The sequence below is a fragment of the Natrinema sp. LJW11 genome (assembly GCF_056135975.1).
The window spans coordinates 184,930-201,539 of record NZ_JBWBDM010000004.1 but is presented as its reverse complement, the minus strand read 5'-3'; the positions used below and the strand labels follow the sequence as shown (position 1 = coordinate 201,539).

The following is a 16,610-nucleotide window of genomic DNA, read 5'->3' as shown; positions in this document are numbered from 1 at the left end:
CGACTTCTCGCGGCGCGTAGCGCCGCGCACGGCTTCGCTCGCGGTCGGTGTTCGGGCAACGGCCTGCCCTCCCCCGGGTCGTACGACTCTCGCGTCGCTCGAGCCGTACTCCCGGCCAGATGGTGAATGAAAAGTGGAGAACGAACGAGACGGCCCTAATCGCCGCTGACTCGAGTGACGCCGGGCATCCCCGCCTTGGTATATTGTGGGGTCGGCACCCGCTGTGGGTCGGGCAGCCAGTTTCGAAGGCGCTCGTTGAACCGATCGGGTCGCTCTCGAGGCGTCCAGTGACCGCAGTCCTCGATCACGTCGAGTTCCGCGTTCGGAATCAGTTCCGCCGCTCGCTCCGACCACTCGAGGGGCACCAGCGGGTCATCCTCGCCGTGGACGAGCAGCGTCGGGACCGACAGCGACTCGAGGTCGTCGACGAAGTTCGTCGCGACGCGGCCGCTGAAGGAGAGTTCGTTGTTCTGGAACTCCGTGAACGCCCGAATCGAGCCCGGCTCCATCAGTTTCTCCCTGACGTCGTCGACGAAGGGCTCGGGCAGTGCGTCGGCATCCGCGACGAGCGAGCCGAGGACTCTGCGAACGCTCCGCGTACTCGTACTGGCGGCGATTTTCCCGAACTCGGTCATCCCGGGGATCTGCGAGAGGAACTTCCACTGGAGGGCGCTGGGGAGTCGGCCACCGAGCCCGTAGCTGTCGACGAGCGCGAGGCGGTCGACTCGGTCGGGGTTGTCGAGCGCGTAGCCGAGCGCGACGCCGCCGCCCATCGAGATCCCGGCGAGCGAGACGCGCTCGAAGGGGAGCGTCTCGAGGAAGCCCGCGAGGATATCGACGTACGTTTCGACGGTGTGCTCGACGTCCCCGGAGCTGTTCCCGTACTCCGGCCAGTCGATCGCGTAGACGCGGTAGTCGTCGGCCAGCGCGTCGATCGCGTGTCGCCACGAGACGGTCGCGTCGTCGATTCCCGCGCCGTGGCAGAGGACGACGGGCGGGCCGCTCGTCCCCGCGCGCCGGTAGGCGATCCGACAGTCACCGATCGTCGCGACGCCGGTCCCGCTCATGATCGGATCACGGTATCCGTTTCAGGGCTCGCGACCGTATGAGGGATCGCATTGCACCTGAGGGGTGCGTCCGCCGACCGCGCCGGATTCGGAGCGACCGGCCGGCCAGGGCTTCCGTCGTCGATTGCTGCGATAGTACCCGGCGTTTTCCTCGAGTCGCGCGACTCGAGGTCGCGTGACCCGACGGCGACGGCACCGTTAGGGAAACCAGATGTGAGACGAACTATCATATCACGTGTCTCTATCCGGACGGTGTATATTGTTTTCTATTACCGTGGATACGTCTCGCATGGATCGCTGCGATCTGGCTTCCCGATATCGTCCGTTCCGCTCCCTCGAGCGGCCGCTCGCACAATGCGCGCTGTGACTTTATCTCCGTCGCCGGGAAGCATCGTTTATGGTCGAAACTGGCGAGACACCGACGACGGAAGGCGACGAGGAGGCCCTCGAAGAGGTACGGGAACTCAACTTCGGGCAGACGGTATACGACGAGGACGGCAACGAAATCGGCCGCATTCGGGGCTTCGAACGAAGCGGCTTCTTCGTCACCACTCGCGAGGGTGCCGAGGCGATGAGCGTCGAGCACGCCCGGTCGGGGCAGTCGTTCGGCGAGGCGGAACTCATGTGGCGCTGCATGGAGTGTGGCGAAATGGGCGATATCGAGGGCGGGCTCCCCGACGAGTGTCCGAACTGCGGCACCGAACGCGAGGATCTGATGTACTGGACCGAAGATTGAATCGTCGGGAGGATCGATCGTAGTCACAACCTCGGAGGATAATTTTGATGCGCTCCTTTGTTCCATCGCAGCCATATATGTATCACCCGCCAGTATGCGTGCGGACTGAACGCCGTGTTTGATTACGCCACTACGGTATTAGCCTGGGGCCGACTCGATATTTCTCCGAGCGTCCGGATCGCTATCCATTATGTAGCGTCGCGAGTACCGAACGACGATGCATCTCGAGACGAGTTCCTGGACCGATGTCGAAGACGCGAAACCGACGGTAGCACTGCTTCCCGTCGGAAGCACGGAGCAACACGGGCCACACGCACCCGTCGGTACAGACACGATCATCGCGCGGGCGATGGCTGCGGAAGCCGACCAGTGCAGCGAGCACGATTCGATCGTCCTACCGACGCTTCCGGTTGGCATCGCGCCGTATCACGGTCACTTCCCGGGAACGCTATCGGTCTCCGCGGAGACGCTTCGACGGTACATCCGGGACGTTCTCGACTCGTTGTCGGATTCGAGCGTCGAGACGGTCGTGTTCGTCAACGGCCACGGCGGGAACGGCGGGACGCTTGGCAACTTGGCCCGCGATATTGCCGATGACTCGACGGTCGGCCTCGACGCGTTCCTCTGGGAGTGGATGCGCGCCGTCGACGACAACGTCGGTCACGCGGGCGAACTCGAGATGTCCGTGCTCCTTTTCCTCCGTCCCGACGATGTCGGCGAGCCGGTCGACGGCGACGCCGCGGCGTGGGAAGACACTGTCGACGGCGGGGTCGTCCACCGGTTCACGGAAGCGTTCAGCGAGAACGGTGCGGTCGGTGATGCGACGGCGGCATCCGCCGAACAGGGCGAACGGGTATTCGAAACGGCCGTCGACGCGCTCTGTTCGTTTCTGGATCGGGCCAACCGACGACCGACTGCTGTGTGAGTCCTCCTACGAGTCGACTTCGATCGATTCGAGACCGAACCGCAGTTCGGTCGGGTGGGGCTCGAAGCCGCTCACGCCAGTTGCCGTCGCGTACACGTTCGCGTAGTCGGTGATAACGGCGATCGGCGCTTCCTCGACGACGATCTCCTGAACTTCGTAGTAGCGTTCCAATCGCTCCTCGCGGTCGGCGAGTTCGCGGGCTTCCTCGAGCAATTCGTCGACCCGGTCGTTCTCGTAGCCGTGATGAAGCGTCGCGTCCGTCGAGTGAAACATCTCGGTGAGCCGGTCCGGATCTGGATACCAGAGCGTCCCCCAGGAGGTGAAATAGCCGTCGAACGAGTGCTGGCTGACGCGGTCGCTCATCGCGCTGTACCCCATCGTCGTCACCTCGACGTCGACCCCGACCGCGGCGAGTTGGTTCTGGATCGCCTGAGCGATCAGCGGAAGGCTTCTGGCGTCGAACGTGAGGAACTCGACGGACAGTTCCTCGCCGTCGCGCGTCCGAACGTCGGCGTCGGCCGTCCACCCGGCATCCGAGAGCAGCGATCGAGCGCGGTCGGGGTCGGCCCCGGTGACCTCGAGGTCCGGGTTCGCCCACTCGGTCACGTCGGACGAGAACGGGCCGACTGCGGGGTCGTCGATGCCGTCGAGGATCGACTCGGTGATCGCCTCGCGGTCGACGGCGTGGTGGACGGCCCGCCGAACGCGCTGGTCGTCGAACGGCTCGGCGGTCGTATCGAACGTGAGGAACCTGATCCGGGGAATTTCTGGCGTGTACACCTCGATATCGTCCTGAGACTCGAGGTCGCCGACCGTCTCGTGAGGGAGAACGGTCGCCATCTCCAGTTCGTCGTTCTCGAGTTTCATCCGGCGGGTCTGGTCGTCCTCGACGACTTCGTAGCGGACGGACTCGAACGACGGCGTCTCGCCGTGGTACTCGTCGTGGCGCTCGCCTCTGACCCGCGACCCGGACCGGAACGAGTCGAGTGCGAACGGGCCGGTGCTGACCGGATCGGTAACCGAGCTGTCGTCAATTGCGTCCGGACTGATGATGACTGCCTCATTGCGCGAGAGATGGGCCAGAAGCGGCGAGAACGGCGTCTCGGTCTCGACGGCGACGGTCGACTCGTCGACGGCCTCGACGGTTTCGATCGGGATGGGCGCAAACGCCGAGGCGTCGGCGGTCCGCCGGAGCGACTCGACGGCCGCCGACGCGTCGAACGACGCGCCGTCGTGAAACGTCACGTCCTCGCGCAGGTCGAACTGCCACCGTCGGTCGTCGAGTCGCTCCCAGTCGGTCGCGAGCCCCGGTGCCGGAGTCGCGTCATAGCCGACGGTGACCAGCGCCTCGGTGATCCCGATCCGGCGTAGCATCGTGCCGCCGTCGAGTGGATCTCGAGCCGGCTTCCACGGGCCACCGATCCGGAAATCGGCCGTCGTCGGTTCGTTCGAGAGGCAGCCGGCGACGGCCAGCGTCGCGGCTCCGAACGTCGTTTTCAGCGCGGTGCGTCGGTTCATAGCGTCTCGCGAGTCGTGAGTCATGTTTCGATCAGCGTCGTGAGTCGGTCAGTCGATCGGTCGATTCGTCGCGGCCGTCGGACTCGGACCCGTCGGCTTCGGTCTCCACAGTCCCCTCGACCCCCGTCTCCCCCGCGTCCGCGAATTCGTCGGCGTACAGACACCGCGAGTGTGTTTCGCCCACGGACTCGAGTGCCGGTTCGCGACGGGCACACTCGTCCGTGGCGACGGGACAGCGCGGGTGAAAGACACAGCCCGACGGCGGGTCGGTCGGGCTCGGCGGTTCGCCGGCGAGGGCGTCTCGATCCGCGATCTCGGTCCGATCGGTGTCGAACCGCTCGGCCGGTGACGAGTCGAGCAGCGTTTGCGTGTACGGATGCGTCGGCGTCGACAGCGTCCGATCCGCGGGGCCGACCTCGACGAGTTTCCCGAGGTACATCACCGCAACCCGGTCCGCAACGTGGCGAACGACGTCGAGGTCGTGGGAGACGAACAGGTACGCGAGGCCGAGGTCGGCCTGCAGGTCGGCGAGCAGGTTGCAAATCGTCGCCTGCGTCGAGACGTCGAGGCCGGCCGTCGGTTCGTCCAGAACGAGTACGGACGGCTCGAGCGCCAGCGCCCGAGCGAGCGCGACCCGCTGGCGCTGGCCGCCCGATAGCTGGTGTGGGTACCGGTCGGCGGATGCGAGTGAGAGCCCGACGAGCGAGCACAGGTCGTCGATGCGGTCCTCGCGGCGATTCGAGTCCCAGCCGGCCTCGAGCAACGGCTCGGCGATCGACTCGCGAACCGTCCGTTTCGGATTGAGGCTCGCGCCGGGGTTCTGGAAGACGACGCCGATTTCGGACAGTTGGTCGCCCGTTCGCGTCTCTATTTCCCCGACGGAACGATCCCGGAGACGGACCGTCCCCGCAGTGGGTTCCTCGAGGCCGGCGATTACTCGCGCGAGCGTCGACTTGCCACAGCCGCTCTCGCCGACGAGGCCGAGGGTCTCCCCGGGTCGAAGCTCGAGGGAGACGCCGTCGACGGCCGGGACGCGGTCGTCGTTCCCGAGGAGTCGATCCACGAGCGCATCCGACCGTCGGAACGACTTATCGACGGCTTCGAGGGAGACGATCGGTCGGTCGGTCGTCGCGGTGCCCGCGGCGTCGTTCGTCGTGTGAGCGGTCGTGTCCGCTCCACCGTCGACGGCCATCGGTTCGTCGTCCGTCGAGGCTCGCTCTGTCGCGCCCATCACCGACTCGAGCGAACGTTCGCGGGCGGCGGGAATGCCACACCGGGCCGTGTGGTCGTCGCCGACCGAGACGATCGGCTGGGCTGCGGTGTGACAGTCGGGCGTCGCCGACGGACAGCGATCGGCGAACACACAGCCCGTAGACGGCGGGGAGCCACCGGATGGCGTCCCAGCCACCGTCGGTAGCCGTGACTGCGGCTCCGACCGACGGGGGAGACAGCCCACCAGCGCTTTCGTGTAGGGATGAGCCGGGTTCGAACGGATCCGGTCGGCCGGCCCCTGCTCGACGACTACGCCGTCGTACATGACGACGATCCGGTCGCACACCGCCGAGACGACGGCCAGATCGTGGCTGATCAGCAACACGCACATGTCGCGCTCGTCGTTGAGTTCGGCGAGCCGCTCGAGGATCGCCGCCTGAGTCGTCGTGTCCAGTGCGGTCGTCGGCTCGTCTGCGATCAACATCGACGGCCGTCTGGCGAGTGCGATCGCGAGCATCGCCCGCTGGCGCATCCCGCCGCTGAACTGGTGGGGGTAGGCGTCGATTCGCGCCTCCGGCTGGGGGATACCGACCGTCTCCATCAGATCCAGAACCTCCCCGCGTCGCGCCCGCGATCGCAACCGCGAACTCGCGCCGAGTGCGAGCTCCCTGAAAAACGGCTGGCGGTCCGGATCGCGGTGGACTCGACGGGCTTCGGCGATCTGCTCGCCGACGGTGTAGACGGGATTGAGCGTCGTCGACGGGTCCTGAAACACCATCGCGAGCTCTCGGCCACGGAGCCGTCGCAACGTCCGGTCGTCGGCGGTCGTCAGTTCCCGCCCGTCGTACCGGACGCTCCCGCCGACGATCTCGCCCGGATCCTCGAGCCGGACGATCGATCTCGCGGTGACGGACTTGCCACAGCCGCTCTCGCCGACGAGGCCGACGATCTCGCCCGACTCGATCCGGAACGACGCGCCGTTGACCGCGTGGACCGGCTCCGACTCCGTTCTGAAGCGCACGCGGAGATTCTCGACCTCGAGCGATCCCGTCACTCAGGTTCGCCTCCGTTCGCCGTCGTCTATGTGATCCGGATCCAAGACGTCTCGCAGACCGTCGCCGAGAACGTTGAAGCCGACGACGGTCAGCGCGATCGCGACGCCCGGGGCGGTGATAAGCCACGGAGCCGACCGCAGGTAGTTTCGGCCGTCGGCGATCATCGTTCCCCACTCCGCCGTCGGCGGCTGTGCGCCGAGACCGAGGAAAGACAGCCCCGCGGCCGCGAGGACGACGGTCCCGAGGTTAAGCGTCGCGAGGACGACGACGGGACCGGCGATGTTTGGCAGCAGGTGTCGAGTGACGATCCGTCGCCGCGGCGTGCCGTAGAGCCGGGCCAACTCGACGTACGGGCGGTTTGTGACGGCGAGGGCGCTTCCTCGAACGACTCGCGCGTACGTCGCCCAGCCGACGACCGAGAGCGCGATGACGACGTTCGTCAGGCTCGGCCCGAGCACGCCGGCGATCACGAGGGCCAGGACGAGTCCCGGAAACGCGAGTTGGGCGTCGGCCAACCGCATCAGGGCGGCGTCGACCAGTCGGCTCCCTGTCGCCGCGAGCAACCCGATCGTCGTTCCGACGGTGAGCCGGAGGAGCGTCGCGACGACCGCCAGTCCGAGCGAGATCCGCGCCCCGTAGACGAGTCGAGTCGCGACGTCTCGACCGAGCGCGTCGGTTCCCAGCGGGTGGGCGAGCGACGGCCCCTCGAGGCGAGCGCCGAGAGCCTGAGTGGTCGGATCGTACGGCGAGAACACCGGTCCGACGAGCGCGGCGAGCGCCAGCAGGCAGACGACCCCGCCGCCGAGGCGGAGTTGCGCGTTCGTCCGGAGTCCGCGGCCGGAAACGAACCGACGGCGGAACAGTCGGCGACTGTACTCGAGGATCGTCCGCAAGTGGTGACTCGAGTCGGCGTGTCCGCTCTCGCGGTCGCTCATCGCCGCTCACCCCGTCCGCGTTCGATCCGCGGGTCGAGCGCGACGTACGCGAGGTCGACGAGGTGATTCGTCACGACGAAGGCGAAGGCGGTCACGAGTACGATTCCCTGAACGATCGGGTAATCGCGTGCGAAGACGGAGTCGACCAGCAGCGTGCCGAGGCCGGGTCGCTGGAAGACGACCTCGACCACGACGGCCCCGTTGAGCACGAAGCCGAACTGGAGGCCGACCATCGTCACGACGGGGACCAACGCGTTTCGCAGCGCGTGCTTGGAGACGACGAGACGCTCGCGGACCCCCTTCGAGCGCGCGGTCGCGACGTAGTCGGCCTCGAGAACGTCGAGCATCGACGCGCGGACGAGGCGAGTGAGTATCGCGGCCATGCCGGTGCCGAGGGTGATCGCGGGGAGTACGAGATGGCCGAGCGTGCCGACGCCGGAGACCGGCGTCAGCCCGAGCCAGAGCGAACACACGAGGATCAGCACGTACCCGAGCCAGAAGTTCGGCATCGAGACACCGATGAGCGCGGCGCATTGGCTGGTACGGTCGATCCAGGTGCCCTGGTAGACGGCGCTCAAAACGCCCGTCGGGACGGCAAGCAGCAACGAGACGGCGATCGCCGCCAGCGCGAGTTCGAGCGTGTTCGGCAGGTACTCGAGCAACAGCGACGTGACGGGTTCGGACCGGTAGTACGACGTCCCGAGATCACCGCGGAGGGCGTCGCCGAGCCACGAGAGATACTGGGTAACGAACGGTTCGTCGAGCCCGTGTTCGGCCCGAAAGGCCTCGACTTCGCGCTCCGACGGCGGGCTCCGTCGCTGCTCTCGCAGGATCGTACGGGCCGGATCGCCAGGCGTGAGGATGACGAACCCGTACGTGATCAGCGACACGAACGTCATGACGGCCGTCAGTGAACCGAGTCGAGCGAGGAGCGTTCGTATCATGGCAGCGCCGTCAGCCGTCTTCACCACCGTTGGAATCGCCGGACCGTTCGGGACTCGAGGGGCGGAACTGACGTCGATCGGCTGTCGCCGCTCCGCGACCGCTCGATCGGTTGTGCGAGATCGCTCGCAGCCGACTCGTTTCGGGCGTCTCGACGGAGCGCGGTGCACACGGGGATTCGGGATCGGTGTGTGTCGACATCAATTTGAATTTACTTAGTGAAACCTAGGTTGTATATGTTGTGTTTCCTGACGGGACATCCGAGAATAAATGACGGACTCGCTGGACCCGCTCTCGGACTGTACCTGCCGAATGACTGAGACCCACACGGCCATCGAACCCATTCAACAGCTTCAAATAGGCAACTCGCTGCCATTGAGCATCGCTAACAGTACGATTCGAACCGAATCTCTCAATGATAGCTCCCCAGAGTGACACCGCTCGGGGACTCGTTTCTCGGTCGCCGTGCTCTTATACGATATCTGGCGGCTCACCGACTTTCCGCTGAAAGCTGGTGTTGACGGAGGGGTGGACTACGCACCGATCTCGACTGCCGGAGAGTGTGTAGAACTAATCGCCTCGGCGTTGATTCCGCCTGACTGATCGGCTGCGCTCTCGCTGAGTTAGCTGTACAGGAGTGGAAACGCTATTCAGCAGCGTCATAATCCGATCCTTTTCTCATATTTGTCGCTCCAACACGCCTCTAGACGTTCAAAATTGTTCCTTACTGGTGAATGATATCGGCGATCAGGATAAAACGAATCTAAAACTCCCTCATCCTCCGAAACTCTAGATGTAGCAGACTCGCCCCATTCTATATAGCATATGGGGATTTATCACCACTCGCGGCGTATGGGTGTGTGGGTACTTAGCATGGCGAAAGAACGACCACGACTGGGGTTCGGAACGACGGTCTACACCGAAGACGGGACGGAAATCGGTCGAATTCGCGGGGTCGACGAGAACGGAGCCTACATCACGCTTCGAGAGGGGATCGAGGGACTGAGCGTCGAACACGTCCGCTCGGGCCAGAAATTCGGCGAAGCCGAGCTCATGTGGCGCTGCTGGGAGTGTGGCGAACTGGGGCGACTCGATCGCGACGTTCCCGACGAATGCCCGAACTGCGGGGCAGACCGCGAGGACCTGTACTACTGGACGGAGGACTGAGCGCGGCTTCCGGAACCGCGAGCCGCGGCCGATCATCGGACGATAACCGTTTTCACCCCGCTCGTTCCACCTCGAGTCATGGAAATCGTCGTCTTCGGGGCCGGCAGCCTCGGCAGCCTCGTCGGCGGGCTGCTCGCACGCGAGCACGACGTGACTCTCGTCGCGCGCGAAGAGCACGCTCGCGCCGTCCGTGAGGCGGGACTGTGGCTCGAGGGGGAGATAGACGGCGGTCCCTCCCGCGTCTTCCCCACCGTGACGACCGACGGGGCCGGCCTCGAGGCCGATCTCGTCGTCGTGACTGTCAAATCCTTCGACACCGAATCAGCCGCCGAAACGCTCGCGACGGGCACCGTCGACGCGATACTCTCGCTGCAAAACGGCGTGGGAAACGAAGCGACGCTCGCGTCGCGACTCGAGGTCCCGGTCCTCGCCGGCACGGCGACATACGGCGCGATCCTGCGGGAGCCGGGCGTCGTCGAGTGCACGGGCCGTGGCGACGTCGTTCTGGGCGCTCGAACCGGCGGGACCTCCGCGCTCGCGGACCGGGTCGGCGAGGCCGTCGCCGCGGCCGGTCTCGAGACGACCGTCGCCGAGGACATGCCCCGTCGTCTATGGGAGAAGCTCGCCGTCAACGCCGGGATTAACCCCGTCACGGCGCTGGCGGACGTCGACAACGGGGCCGTCCTCGAGGCGCCGGCCGACGACCTCGCCCGGGCGGCCGCTCGCGAGACGGCGCGGGTCGCCCGCGCTCGCGATGTCGACCTGTCGAACCGCGCGGCACTGGCCGCACTCGAGTCCGTCGCGACCGATACGGCCGCGAACACGTCCTCGATGCGCCAGGATATCCGGAGCGAGCGGCGCACCGAAGTCGATGCGATCAACGGCTACGTCGTCGACCGCGCCGCCCACACCGGACTCGAGGTGCCGACGAACCGGACGCTCACGGCGCTGGTTCGAACGTGGGAACGCGGGCGCGACCTTCGGTGAGGTCATCGGTCGTGCGTGCCGACCGATGCGGACCTTGGCGTCGACCGGCGTGCGAACGAGTCCGACGCGGTTCCGAGACCGTCGGCTGGCTCGCGCGTCGAAAATTGCAAAATACCAGTTCGAATTCGTGGGGAGACGGCTCAGAACGGTGCTTCCGGACCTTCGTCGGCTTCACCGTCGTCGTCGACGGTCTCGCCGGGGAAGGACGGACTCATGCCGCCCATCTCTTCTTCGCCGCCGTCCATACCGGTGGAGGCGTTGACCTTCTCGATCTCGGGAATTTCCTTGACCATCCGGCTCTTGATCGCCTGAATCGTCATCGGCGAGATCCCGCAGCCGCTGCAGGCGCCACCGAGGGCGATGCTGACTTCGCCGCTCTCGCGATCGATGTCCTGAATCGCCGCGCTGCCGCCGTGCATCTGAATCTGCGGGAAGTTCCGTCGCAGGAAGTTCGTCACGCGCTCCTCGAGGTCGTCCCCGTCGTTCTGGGTCTCGGTGCTCATGAAACTCCCTTGGGTATCAGCCCCCCTAAACCTTCCGTCCTTCACGTTCGGCCGCCGGCGTCGGTGACGGCTCTCTCCCCGATCAGGCGAACCCGAAGACGCGCTGCAGTTCCGTTTCGATCTCCTCGATGTGGGCCTCGAGCACGGTCTCGAAGCGCTCCTCGTCGACGAGCACGTCGGAGAGTCGCCCGTGAGGATCGTCGGGGAGTTCGATACGGAACTCGCCGTCGCCCTCGTAGAACGGTTCGCTCTCGTTCAACACCTGCTGGTCGATCGCGTGGACGAGCTGGGAGTCGTAGCGGTCGTTCATCCGGTTGAACGCGTTCTTGTACGCCTGCTGGAGCTCGGGGAAGTAGTTGGCGTACTTGTCCTCGAACTTCTCGGGATCGAAATCGGCCATATCCGAACCGAGGGGAAGCGACGACAAAAGTCGGACGATCATCCCCTTTGGAGACTGTCCGTCGCCCCGGGGCCGTCTCCGGCGCACTGCTCCGCTCGAACTGGTTCATCGGAGAGGCCGTAGCTCGAGCCGTCTTCGACCCATTGGAACCCGGTAGCGAGACCGTATGCCAGCTAGCTGATACTGTAGGGGTGCCCTATATAGGAGCCGGCTTGCGCAAGCGGAACGGACACTCTCGTTCTCGGCGACTCCGAGAATATGGTCACTGACAAGGACCCCATTCCCCCCGAGGCGTTGCCACCGAGGTGGGGACTGGCGGAACTCTGTGACGATCAGTTCGTTTACCGGCACAGCCGGCCGCCGATCGAACTGATCGCGGATTGCACCCTCGCCGATCGATCCCATCCGGGACTCGGCCTCTGTCGGTGCTGGGAGCTTCGCTACCGGTACTTTCTCACGGATCGCACGATTTGCCGATCGATCGGCCGCGTCTCGACCCGCCGAGCCGCCGTCGATGGCCTGCTCGAGTGCATGCGCAGTATCCACGAGACCGTCTCGGCGGCCGACGACCCGGTTGCGGTCGGACAGGTCCTCGAGAACGTCTCCCTCGCCGGTCTCATCCCGGACGGGCTCTCCCGGCCGTCAGCGTCGCCGTAACACCTCGCAGTTTCCCGTCTAAACGCGCGCGTCAGCTGCGAGCGCACCGTCCCGTTGACACTCCTCGCAGATGCCGTACAGTCGCGCTACGGTCGACAGCAGCGGATATCGAACCGAGAGATTCGAATAAATCGATGTGACTACCGAACGGTATCGGCTTCCGCCCGGGCCGTAGCGATCGGTCGACTCGGTAAGCTGCGATTGCCGCCGTTCGACGCTCGTCTCGAGTCGCTCCCGGTACGCCTCGAGCCGCTCGTGTCGCCCGCAACGCGTCGAAGTCACACTGCAGGAGCGATTCGTCGGCCGTCGCCCGCAGCCAGTCGACGATCGTCACGGCTCACCTCGCGCACAGACGAGTCCACCCGTCGCCTCCTCGTCGTTCGTCAGGACGAACCGCCAGTCGCCGTCGCCGAGCGCGGTGACGTCCGTCACGCCGAGTTCGTCGGTCGACGTTGCCGTCCGACGCAGGATGTCGATCCCGATCGGTAGCGTCGGAAACCGCCGCTCCCCGCACTCGATGGCGTATCCCCGCAGGGAGACGGTCCAGGTGTCGCCGCCGGTCGCGTCGCTCGAGTCGCGCGTAACGCCGTACGTCCGGATCAGCGAGAGCGAGTCCAGGAACTCGAGACTCGCCGCGACCGGATCGGCTGCCGAGTCGACCGGCGAGAGATTCGCCGCAGCCGCTTGCAGTACCCGCATTCGTTCGACCGCGTCGAGGTGGCGCTCGAGCTCCGACGTCATCGTCTCGAGCAATACCAGACAGAGCGTGTCCCGGTCGGTCGTCGCTTCGGCCGCGGCCAGATACGTCTCCATGATCGCGCCCTCGGCGTCGTCGTGGTCGCGGGCCGAGAGGGCCTCGAAGACGGCACCGGAGACGTCGTGGCAGAAGCTGATCAGCGGGGATCCGTCCTGGCCCGGTTTCGCACGACCATTCTGCGACTGCGCCCCCGTGTTCGCGACCCGTCGGCTCGAGCGCCGCCGATCACCGTTCGCGGTGGAATTCGCATCCGCCGCTCGAGCCTGACAGGCGATCGGGTCGTAAAACGGGAGTCGCGGATCGTACCGCCTGAGCGCGGCGCGATACTGTTCGGTCGCCTGCGCGGCGTCCGCCGCGTCCGGGCGGGTCGCAAACCGCTGGCCGGCGACCGGGACGGGCCGTTCGCCGGAGCGGGCGCAAACGACGTAGTACGTACCGTCGTCACTGGCCAGTCGTTCGATGTGCTGGCGAATCTCTCTGAGTGTCGTTCCGACCATGGGTTTCTCCACTGGTCCGTCGTGGGACTGCGGATCTCCGTTTGCGAACCGGCGCGCGAGGCCGAGCAGTCGCCGTCGAACGGTTCGTCTCCGCGGTATCGCAGACGGACGCGTCATTGTTTAGGCTAGCCTAAAACACAATAAGCCCATCGGAGTCTCGACATCCTTTTGCCACCGTGGACCGGCGTTTGAGAGGAATCTCGCCATTCGATATAGCACTATAGAATTCACCTTTTAAGGGTGGGTGCGCAACTACGCGAAGAAGGTGCCTTCCCGCCGCTGAACTTGTTCCCATCGCAGTCGATGTGGGGGGATTCATCGGTTACCGTAGCCAGCCGCGTTCTCGTCACTCCGTGATCGTTCATCGAAGCTCCATTATCTAAACCGGACGTACTCCGTTTCACCCTCTCCGAGTCGGCGACTCGGAGACGAAACCGTCTGTGCTTCGCTGTCCACGCAGCGAACCGGCAGGCCGCGTCGACCTTGAGTGTCGTCAATTAGGGTCGGAACGTATGATGTAGCACCTCTCGACGGCGGTCCTGTCTGTGCCGACTACGCGGGAGCGCGTCGCCGCAACGCGCGGACCGATCGATGGTACTGAATCGGAGTACTCAGTGCTATACCCGCTATTTCACCGCTACCTGTGGGTTTACCGCCGAACGTGCCTCGCGCCGAACGCGTGTGTACGATGATAGAAACGGGCGGGCTCTCGGTCGACCCTGCGGTAGCGTCGCCGAGTACCCCAGTTCGTACGGATCCGCTCGGCTATTCGCAGGCCATCCCTCCCCTCGAGTCGATCAGCGCTTGGACCGTCGCGCTCGAACCCGAACCGTGGATCTGGTCGAAAATCCGACTCCGTGAATGCTCTCGCGGACGGTGGCCGTCCCTCTCTGTCAACCGACGAGCTATCTCAGCGTGAAGTTGGACACGCAACGGACGGCAGTCGTTCCGTGAACGTGCCGTTCTGGAGTCCGATCACGAACTCCCGTGGGGAGAGTCCCCAACCGACCGGTCCGTCCGATCGCGACTGGGTTTCGGGTACGAATCACGCGTCAATCGGCCGCTCAGCTGCGTTTCGATCCCTGTTGCACCCATCCTCGCGTCCACACGACTCGCCGTTGGATAAACCATTTGTGGCTATATCGAATCACTCGAGCGGGTACGGCTGCGGACTGAACGCAACGGGCGGCCGCGCCGCCGGTTTTCGGGTGTACGCGACTCCGTCTTGTCAGTCCTCTCTGCGATAAGGTCGACCAACAGTTCCGCGAACCGCCCCGGCTCGTTCACTCGACATCGAGCACCTCGAACCGCGCCCCGCCCTGCGATGAATCGGCGACTGCGAGCGACCAGCCGTGGGCTTCGACGATCGTCCGCACGATCGCGAGTCCGTATCCGGAACCGGAGCCGGTACTGACGCCGAAACGGAGGACGTACTCCCGCCGCTCGAACGGAATCCCCGGTCCGTCGTCTTCGACGTAGAAGCCGACTCGGTCGGGCGGCGGGCTCGCGGTGTCCGGTCTCGCGGTCGCCCGGGGAGCGTCGTCCGCTTCGAGCGTCCCGACGCGGACCGTCGTCACGCCGTTCCCCGTTGCTTCCCCGCGCTGACCGCTCGTCGAACCGCGTTCGATACCGTCGTCGACCCGAGATCGACTGCTCGCGGAACCGTGCTCTACACAGTTCTGAAACAGGTTCTCGAACGCCTGCTGGAGCCGACGCGGATCGGCTCTCACCGCGCGCGTCGATTCGACGACGAGGGTGAGATCGCGGGTGTCCACGACGCTCCACGCGGCCTCGGCGACGGTCTCGAGGTCGCACTCGATGGGCGATTCGACGTCGGTGCTCTCCCTGGCGAGTTCGGGGAGCGCCGCCGAGAACTCTCGGAGGCGGTCGTGGACCGTTTCGAGTTCGTCGAGAGACTGCTCGAGTTCCGGATCCGTCCCCTCGAGGTCCGCGCGAACGAGTTGCAACAGGCTCTCGCCGGTGGCCAGCGGGGTCGCGAGATCGTGGGAGACGACGCTCGCGAGCCGTTCGAGCTGTTCGTTTTTCAGCTCCAGTTTCGCCGTCTGCGTCTCGAGCGCGTCGTTCTTGGCGGCGAGTGCGTCCCGCTGGTTCAGCTGTACGGTGACATCGGTCAGCGAGACGATAGCCCCACGAGAGCCGGCCGCTCGCTCCGGATCGATAGCTCGACACTGCGCGAGAAACCGCCGCGTCTCGCCCTCGACCGGAATCGAGCACGAGACGGTGGCCTCGAGGGGGAGGTGAAACGGTTCACCGTCGGAGAGTTCGGCGGGAAGGACGGCTTCGGCAGCCACTCCCTCGAGCGGTCGATCCGCGCCGAGGACCGATTGTGCGCTGGCGTTGGCCTCGAGGACCCGGTCGTCCGGGCTGATGACGAGAACGGGGTCGTCGAGCGTTCGGAACACGCGCTCGTGTGCGATCGGCACGAACGTCGTCAGGTCCGTCCGCAAGACGAGGGCCGCGAGCGGGATCCCGACGAGCGTGAACGCGAGCGGCGTCGGATCGATTTCGGGCACCGGCCTGACACCGATGTGGTAGGCACCGTTGACGAGCCACGGTGTGAGCGCGCAGGTCAGAAGGACGGCGGATTGGCGTCTGTAGAGCCGGTTGTTCGTGAGCGCCGCATCGACCAGAAGCCCCGTCCCGATCAGTAGCAGCGTATACGAGTAGGCGACGTTGACGACGTGCCACGGGCCGGGCTCCGTCTCGAGGAACGGCCGGCCGCCGACCTCGGTGAGCGAAATCGAACTGTAAAACAGCGAGTGATGCCGTGCGGTGAAGACGAATCCGAGCGTTAGAACGGGAACGACTGAGAGCAACGCGATGCGCCGTCCGGAACCCCATCCGCTTCGGTCGGTGTATCGAAGCGAGAATACGAGCCAGGTGATCGGCGCGAAGACGACGCACACGTACGATAGTTGGGTGAATCGCAGTTGCCAGCGCACCGTTTCCGACATGAGCGTTCCGACGTGGGTGGCCGACCAGACCGCCATCGTGAGCATGAACAGGCCGAACGCGAAGGCCGGTCGACCCGACTCGTTCCGGACGAGCAACCAGACGGCGACGCTCGTGCCGACGGTCGCCGATAACAGAACCGAGAACGTCACGTAACTGTACATATTCTCCCTGTGACGTGACAGGGTGAGAGCGTATACCAACGTATCGGTTCCGCAGGTCAGCTACCGTTCGTCTCGCCGTCCGCTTTCGCAGTCGTCTATTGCGGGAACCACTACG

Annotated in this window: 16 protein-coding genes; 5 read left to right on the top strand and 11 right to left on the bottom strand. The window is 65.4% G+C overall.

Annotated elements, in window-relative coordinates; translation table 11 throughout:
- Positions 1 to 155 precede the first annotated feature (155 nt).
- A complete protein-coding gene (locus tag AC0QDI_RS12815; RefSeq protein WP_474668707.1) occupies positions 156 to 1,067 on the bottom strand; it encodes an alpha/beta fold hydrolase in 912 nt (303 codons plus the stop codon).
- 397 nt (positions 1,068 to 1,464) lie between these two features.
- Here AC0QDI_RS12815 and AC0QDI_RS12810 point away from each other — a divergent pair, with 397 nt between their 5' ends.
- On the top strand, positions 1,465 to 1,803 hold the full coding sequence (locus tag AC0QDI_RS12810; RefSeq protein ID WP_474668705.1) for a DUF7130 family rubredoxin-like protein: 339 nt from the start codon (positions 1,465 to 1,467) through the stop codon (positions 1,801 to 1,803).
- A 217-nt stretch (positions 1,804 to 2,020) separates the two neighbouring features.
- Positions 2,021 to 2,728, top strand: coding sequence for a creatininase family protein (locus tag AC0QDI_RS12805; RefSeq protein WP_474668703.1), 708 nt, complete (start codon positions 2,021 to 2,023; stop codon positions 2,726 to 2,728).
- Positions 2,729 to 2,734: 6 nt separating this feature from the next.
- On the opposite strand, the gene AC0QDI_RS12800 is transcribed toward AC0QDI_RS12805, so the two are convergent.
- Genes AC0QDI_RS12800 through AC0QDI_RS12780 form a run of 5 tightly spaced genes read right to left on the bottom strand, consistent with a single transcriptional unit; the run spans position 2,735 to position 8,591 of the window.
- On the bottom strand, positions 2,735 to 4,246 hold the full coding sequence (locus AC0QDI_RS12800; RefSeq protein WP_474668701.1) for an ABC transporter substrate-binding protein: 1,512 nt from the start codon (positions 4,244 to 4,246) through the stop codon (positions 2,735 to 2,737).
- A gap of 31 nt (positions 4,247 to 4,277) precedes the next feature.
- Positions 4,278 to 6,512, bottom strand: coding sequence for a dipeptide ABC transporter ATP-binding protein (locus tag AC0QDI_RS12795; protein WP_474668699.1), 2,235 nt, complete (start codon positions 6,510 to 6,512; stop codon positions 4,278 to 4,280).
- Positions 6,513 to 7,448: a nickel transporter permease gene (nikC, locus tag AC0QDI_RS12790; protein WP_474668697.1), complete on the bottom strand. Its 936-nt coding sequence runs from the start codon at positions 7,446 to 7,448 to the stop codon at positions 6,513 to 6,515.
- Entirely contained in the window at positions 7,445 to 8,392 is a 948-nt protein-coding gene (nikB, locus tag AC0QDI_RS12785) for a nickel ABC transporter permease (protein ID WP_474668695.1), read from the bottom strand. Before nikB ends, nikC begins: the two co-directional genes overlap by 4 nt.
- A gap of 10 nt (positions 8,393 to 8,402) precedes the next feature.
- Positions 8,403 to 8,591: a hypothetical protein gene (locus AC0QDI_RS12780; protein ID WP_474668693.1), complete on the bottom strand. Its 189-nt coding sequence runs from the start codon at positions 8,589 to 8,591 to the stop codon at positions 8,403 to 8,405.
- Positions 8,592 to 9,263: 672 nt separating this feature from the next.
- Here AC0QDI_RS12780 and AC0QDI_RS12775 point away from each other — a divergent pair.
- Positions 9,264 to 9,557 (top strand): DUF7130 family rubredoxin-like protein, encoded by a 294-nt coding sequence (locus tag AC0QDI_RS12775; protein WP_474668691.1) that lies wholly within the window; start codon positions 9,264 to 9,266, stop codon positions 9,555 to 9,557.
- 78 nt (positions 9,558 to 9,635) lie between these two features.
- Entirely contained in the window at positions 9,636 to 10,544 is a 909-nt protein-coding gene (locus tag AC0QDI_RS12770; RefSeq protein WP_474668689.1) for a ketopantoate reductase family protein, read from the top strand.
- A 140-nt stretch (positions 10,545 to 10,684) separates the two neighbouring features.
- On the opposite strand, the gene AC0QDI_RS12765 is transcribed toward AC0QDI_RS12770, so the two are convergent.
- Positions 10,685 to 11,047, bottom strand: a complete 363-nt coding sequence (locus tag AC0QDI_RS12765) for a NifU family protein (RefSeq protein WP_474668687.1) — start codon at positions 11,045 to 11,047, stop codon at positions 10,685 to 10,687.
- Positions 11,048 to 11,129: 82 nt separating this feature from the next.
- Complete coding sequence (locus AC0QDI_RS12760; protein ID WP_474668685.1) at positions 11,130 to 11,447, bottom strand: DUF5783 family protein; 318 nt, start codon at positions 11,445 to 11,447, stop codon at positions 11,130 to 11,132.
- Positions 11,448 to 11,705: 258 nt separating this feature from the next.
- Between AC0QDI_RS12760 and AC0QDI_RS12755 the strand changes: the two genes are divergently transcribed.
- On the top strand, positions 11,706 to 12,104 hold the full coding sequence (locus AC0QDI_RS12755) for a hypothetical protein (protein ID WP_474668683.1): 399 nt from the start codon (positions 11,706 to 11,708) through the stop codon (positions 12,102 to 12,104).
- 18 nt (positions 12,105 to 12,122) lie between these two features.
- On the opposite strand, the gene AC0QDI_RS12750 is transcribed toward AC0QDI_RS12755, so the two are convergent.
- From AC0QDI_RS12750 to AC0QDI_RS12740, 3 genes are all read right to left on the bottom strand, one after another.
- Positions 12,123 to 12,386 (bottom strand): DUF7260 family protein, encoded by a 264-nt coding sequence (locus tag AC0QDI_RS12750; RefSeq protein ID WP_474668682.1) that lies wholly within the window; start codon positions 12,384 to 12,386, stop codon positions 12,123 to 12,125.
- A gap of 48 nt (positions 12,387 to 12,434) precedes the next feature.
- Positions 12,435 to 13,358 (bottom strand): DUF7551 domain-containing protein, encoded by a 924-nt coding sequence (locus AC0QDI_RS12745; protein WP_474668680.1) that lies wholly within the window; start codon positions 13,356 to 13,358, stop codon positions 12,435 to 12,437.
- Positions 13,359 to 14,641: 1,283 nt separating this feature from the next.
- Positions 14,642 to 16,495 carry a sensor histidine kinase gene (locus AC0QDI_RS12740; RefSeq protein ID WP_474668678.1) on the bottom strand — a complete coding sequence of 618 codons (1,854 nt, stop codon included), beginning with the start codon at positions 16,493 to 16,495 and terminating at the stop codon, positions 14,642 to 14,644.
- Between the last annotated feature and the right edge of the window lie 115 nt (positions 16,496 to 16,610).

Excerpts from the sequence above, each read along its gene's own strand:
- AC0QDI_RS12775 (WP_474668691.1), top strand. The coding sequence starts at position 9,264 with ATGGCGAAAGAACGACCACGACTGGGGTTCGGAACGACGGTCTACACC.
- AC0QDI_RS12755 (WP_474668683.1), top strand. The coding sequence starts at position 11,706 with ATGGTCACTGACAAGGACCCCATTCCCCCCGAGGCGTTGCCACCGAGG.
- AC0QDI_RS12770 (WP_474668689.1), top strand. The coding sequence starts at position 9,636 with ATGGAAATCGTCGTCTTCGGGGCCGGCAGCCTCGGCAGCCTCGTCGGC.
- AC0QDI_RS12760 (WP_474668685.1), bottom strand. The coding sequence starts at position 11,447 with ATGGCCGATTTCGATCCCGAGAAGTTCGAGGACAAGTACGCCAACTAC.
- nikB (WP_474668695.1), bottom strand. The coding sequence starts at position 8,392 with ATGATACGAACGCTCCTCGCTCGACTCGGTTCACTGACGGCCGTCATG.
- AC0QDI_RS12805 (WP_474668703.1), top strand. The coding sequence starts at position 2,021 with ATGCATCTCGAGACGAGTTCCTGGACCGATGTCGAAGACGCGAAACCG.
- AC0QDI_RS12745 (WP_474668680.1), bottom strand. The coding sequence starts at position 13,358 with ATGGTCGGAACGACACTCAGAGAGATTCGCCAGCACATCGAACGACTG.
- AC0QDI_RS12780 (WP_474668693.1), bottom strand. The coding sequence starts at position 8,591 with ATGTCGACACACACCGATCCCGAATCCCCGTGTGCACCGCGCTCCGTC.
- AC0QDI_RS12765 (WP_474668687.1), bottom strand. The coding sequence starts at position 11,047 with ATGAGCACCGAGACCCAGAACGACGGGGACGACCTCGAGGAGCGCGTG.
- AC0QDI_RS12800 (WP_474668701.1), bottom strand. The coding sequence starts at position 4,246 with ATGAACCGACGCACCGCGCTGAAAACGACGTTCGGAGCCGCGACGCTG.
- AC0QDI_RS12810 (WP_474668705.1), top strand. The coding sequence starts at position 1,465 with ATGGTCGAAACTGGCGAGACACCGACGACGGAAGGCGACGAGGAGGCC.
- AC0QDI_RS12740 (WP_474668678.1), bottom strand. The coding sequence starts at position 16,495 with ATGTACAGTTACGTGACGTTCTCGGTTCTGTTATCGGCGACCGTCGGC.
- nikC (WP_474668697.1), bottom strand. The coding sequence starts at position 7,448 with ATGAGCGACCGCGAGAGCGGACACGCCGACTCGAGTCACCACTTGCGG.
- AC0QDI_RS12815 (WP_474668707.1), bottom strand. The coding sequence starts at position 1,067 with ATGAGCGGGACCGGCGTCGCGACGATCGGTGACTGTCGGATCGCCTAC.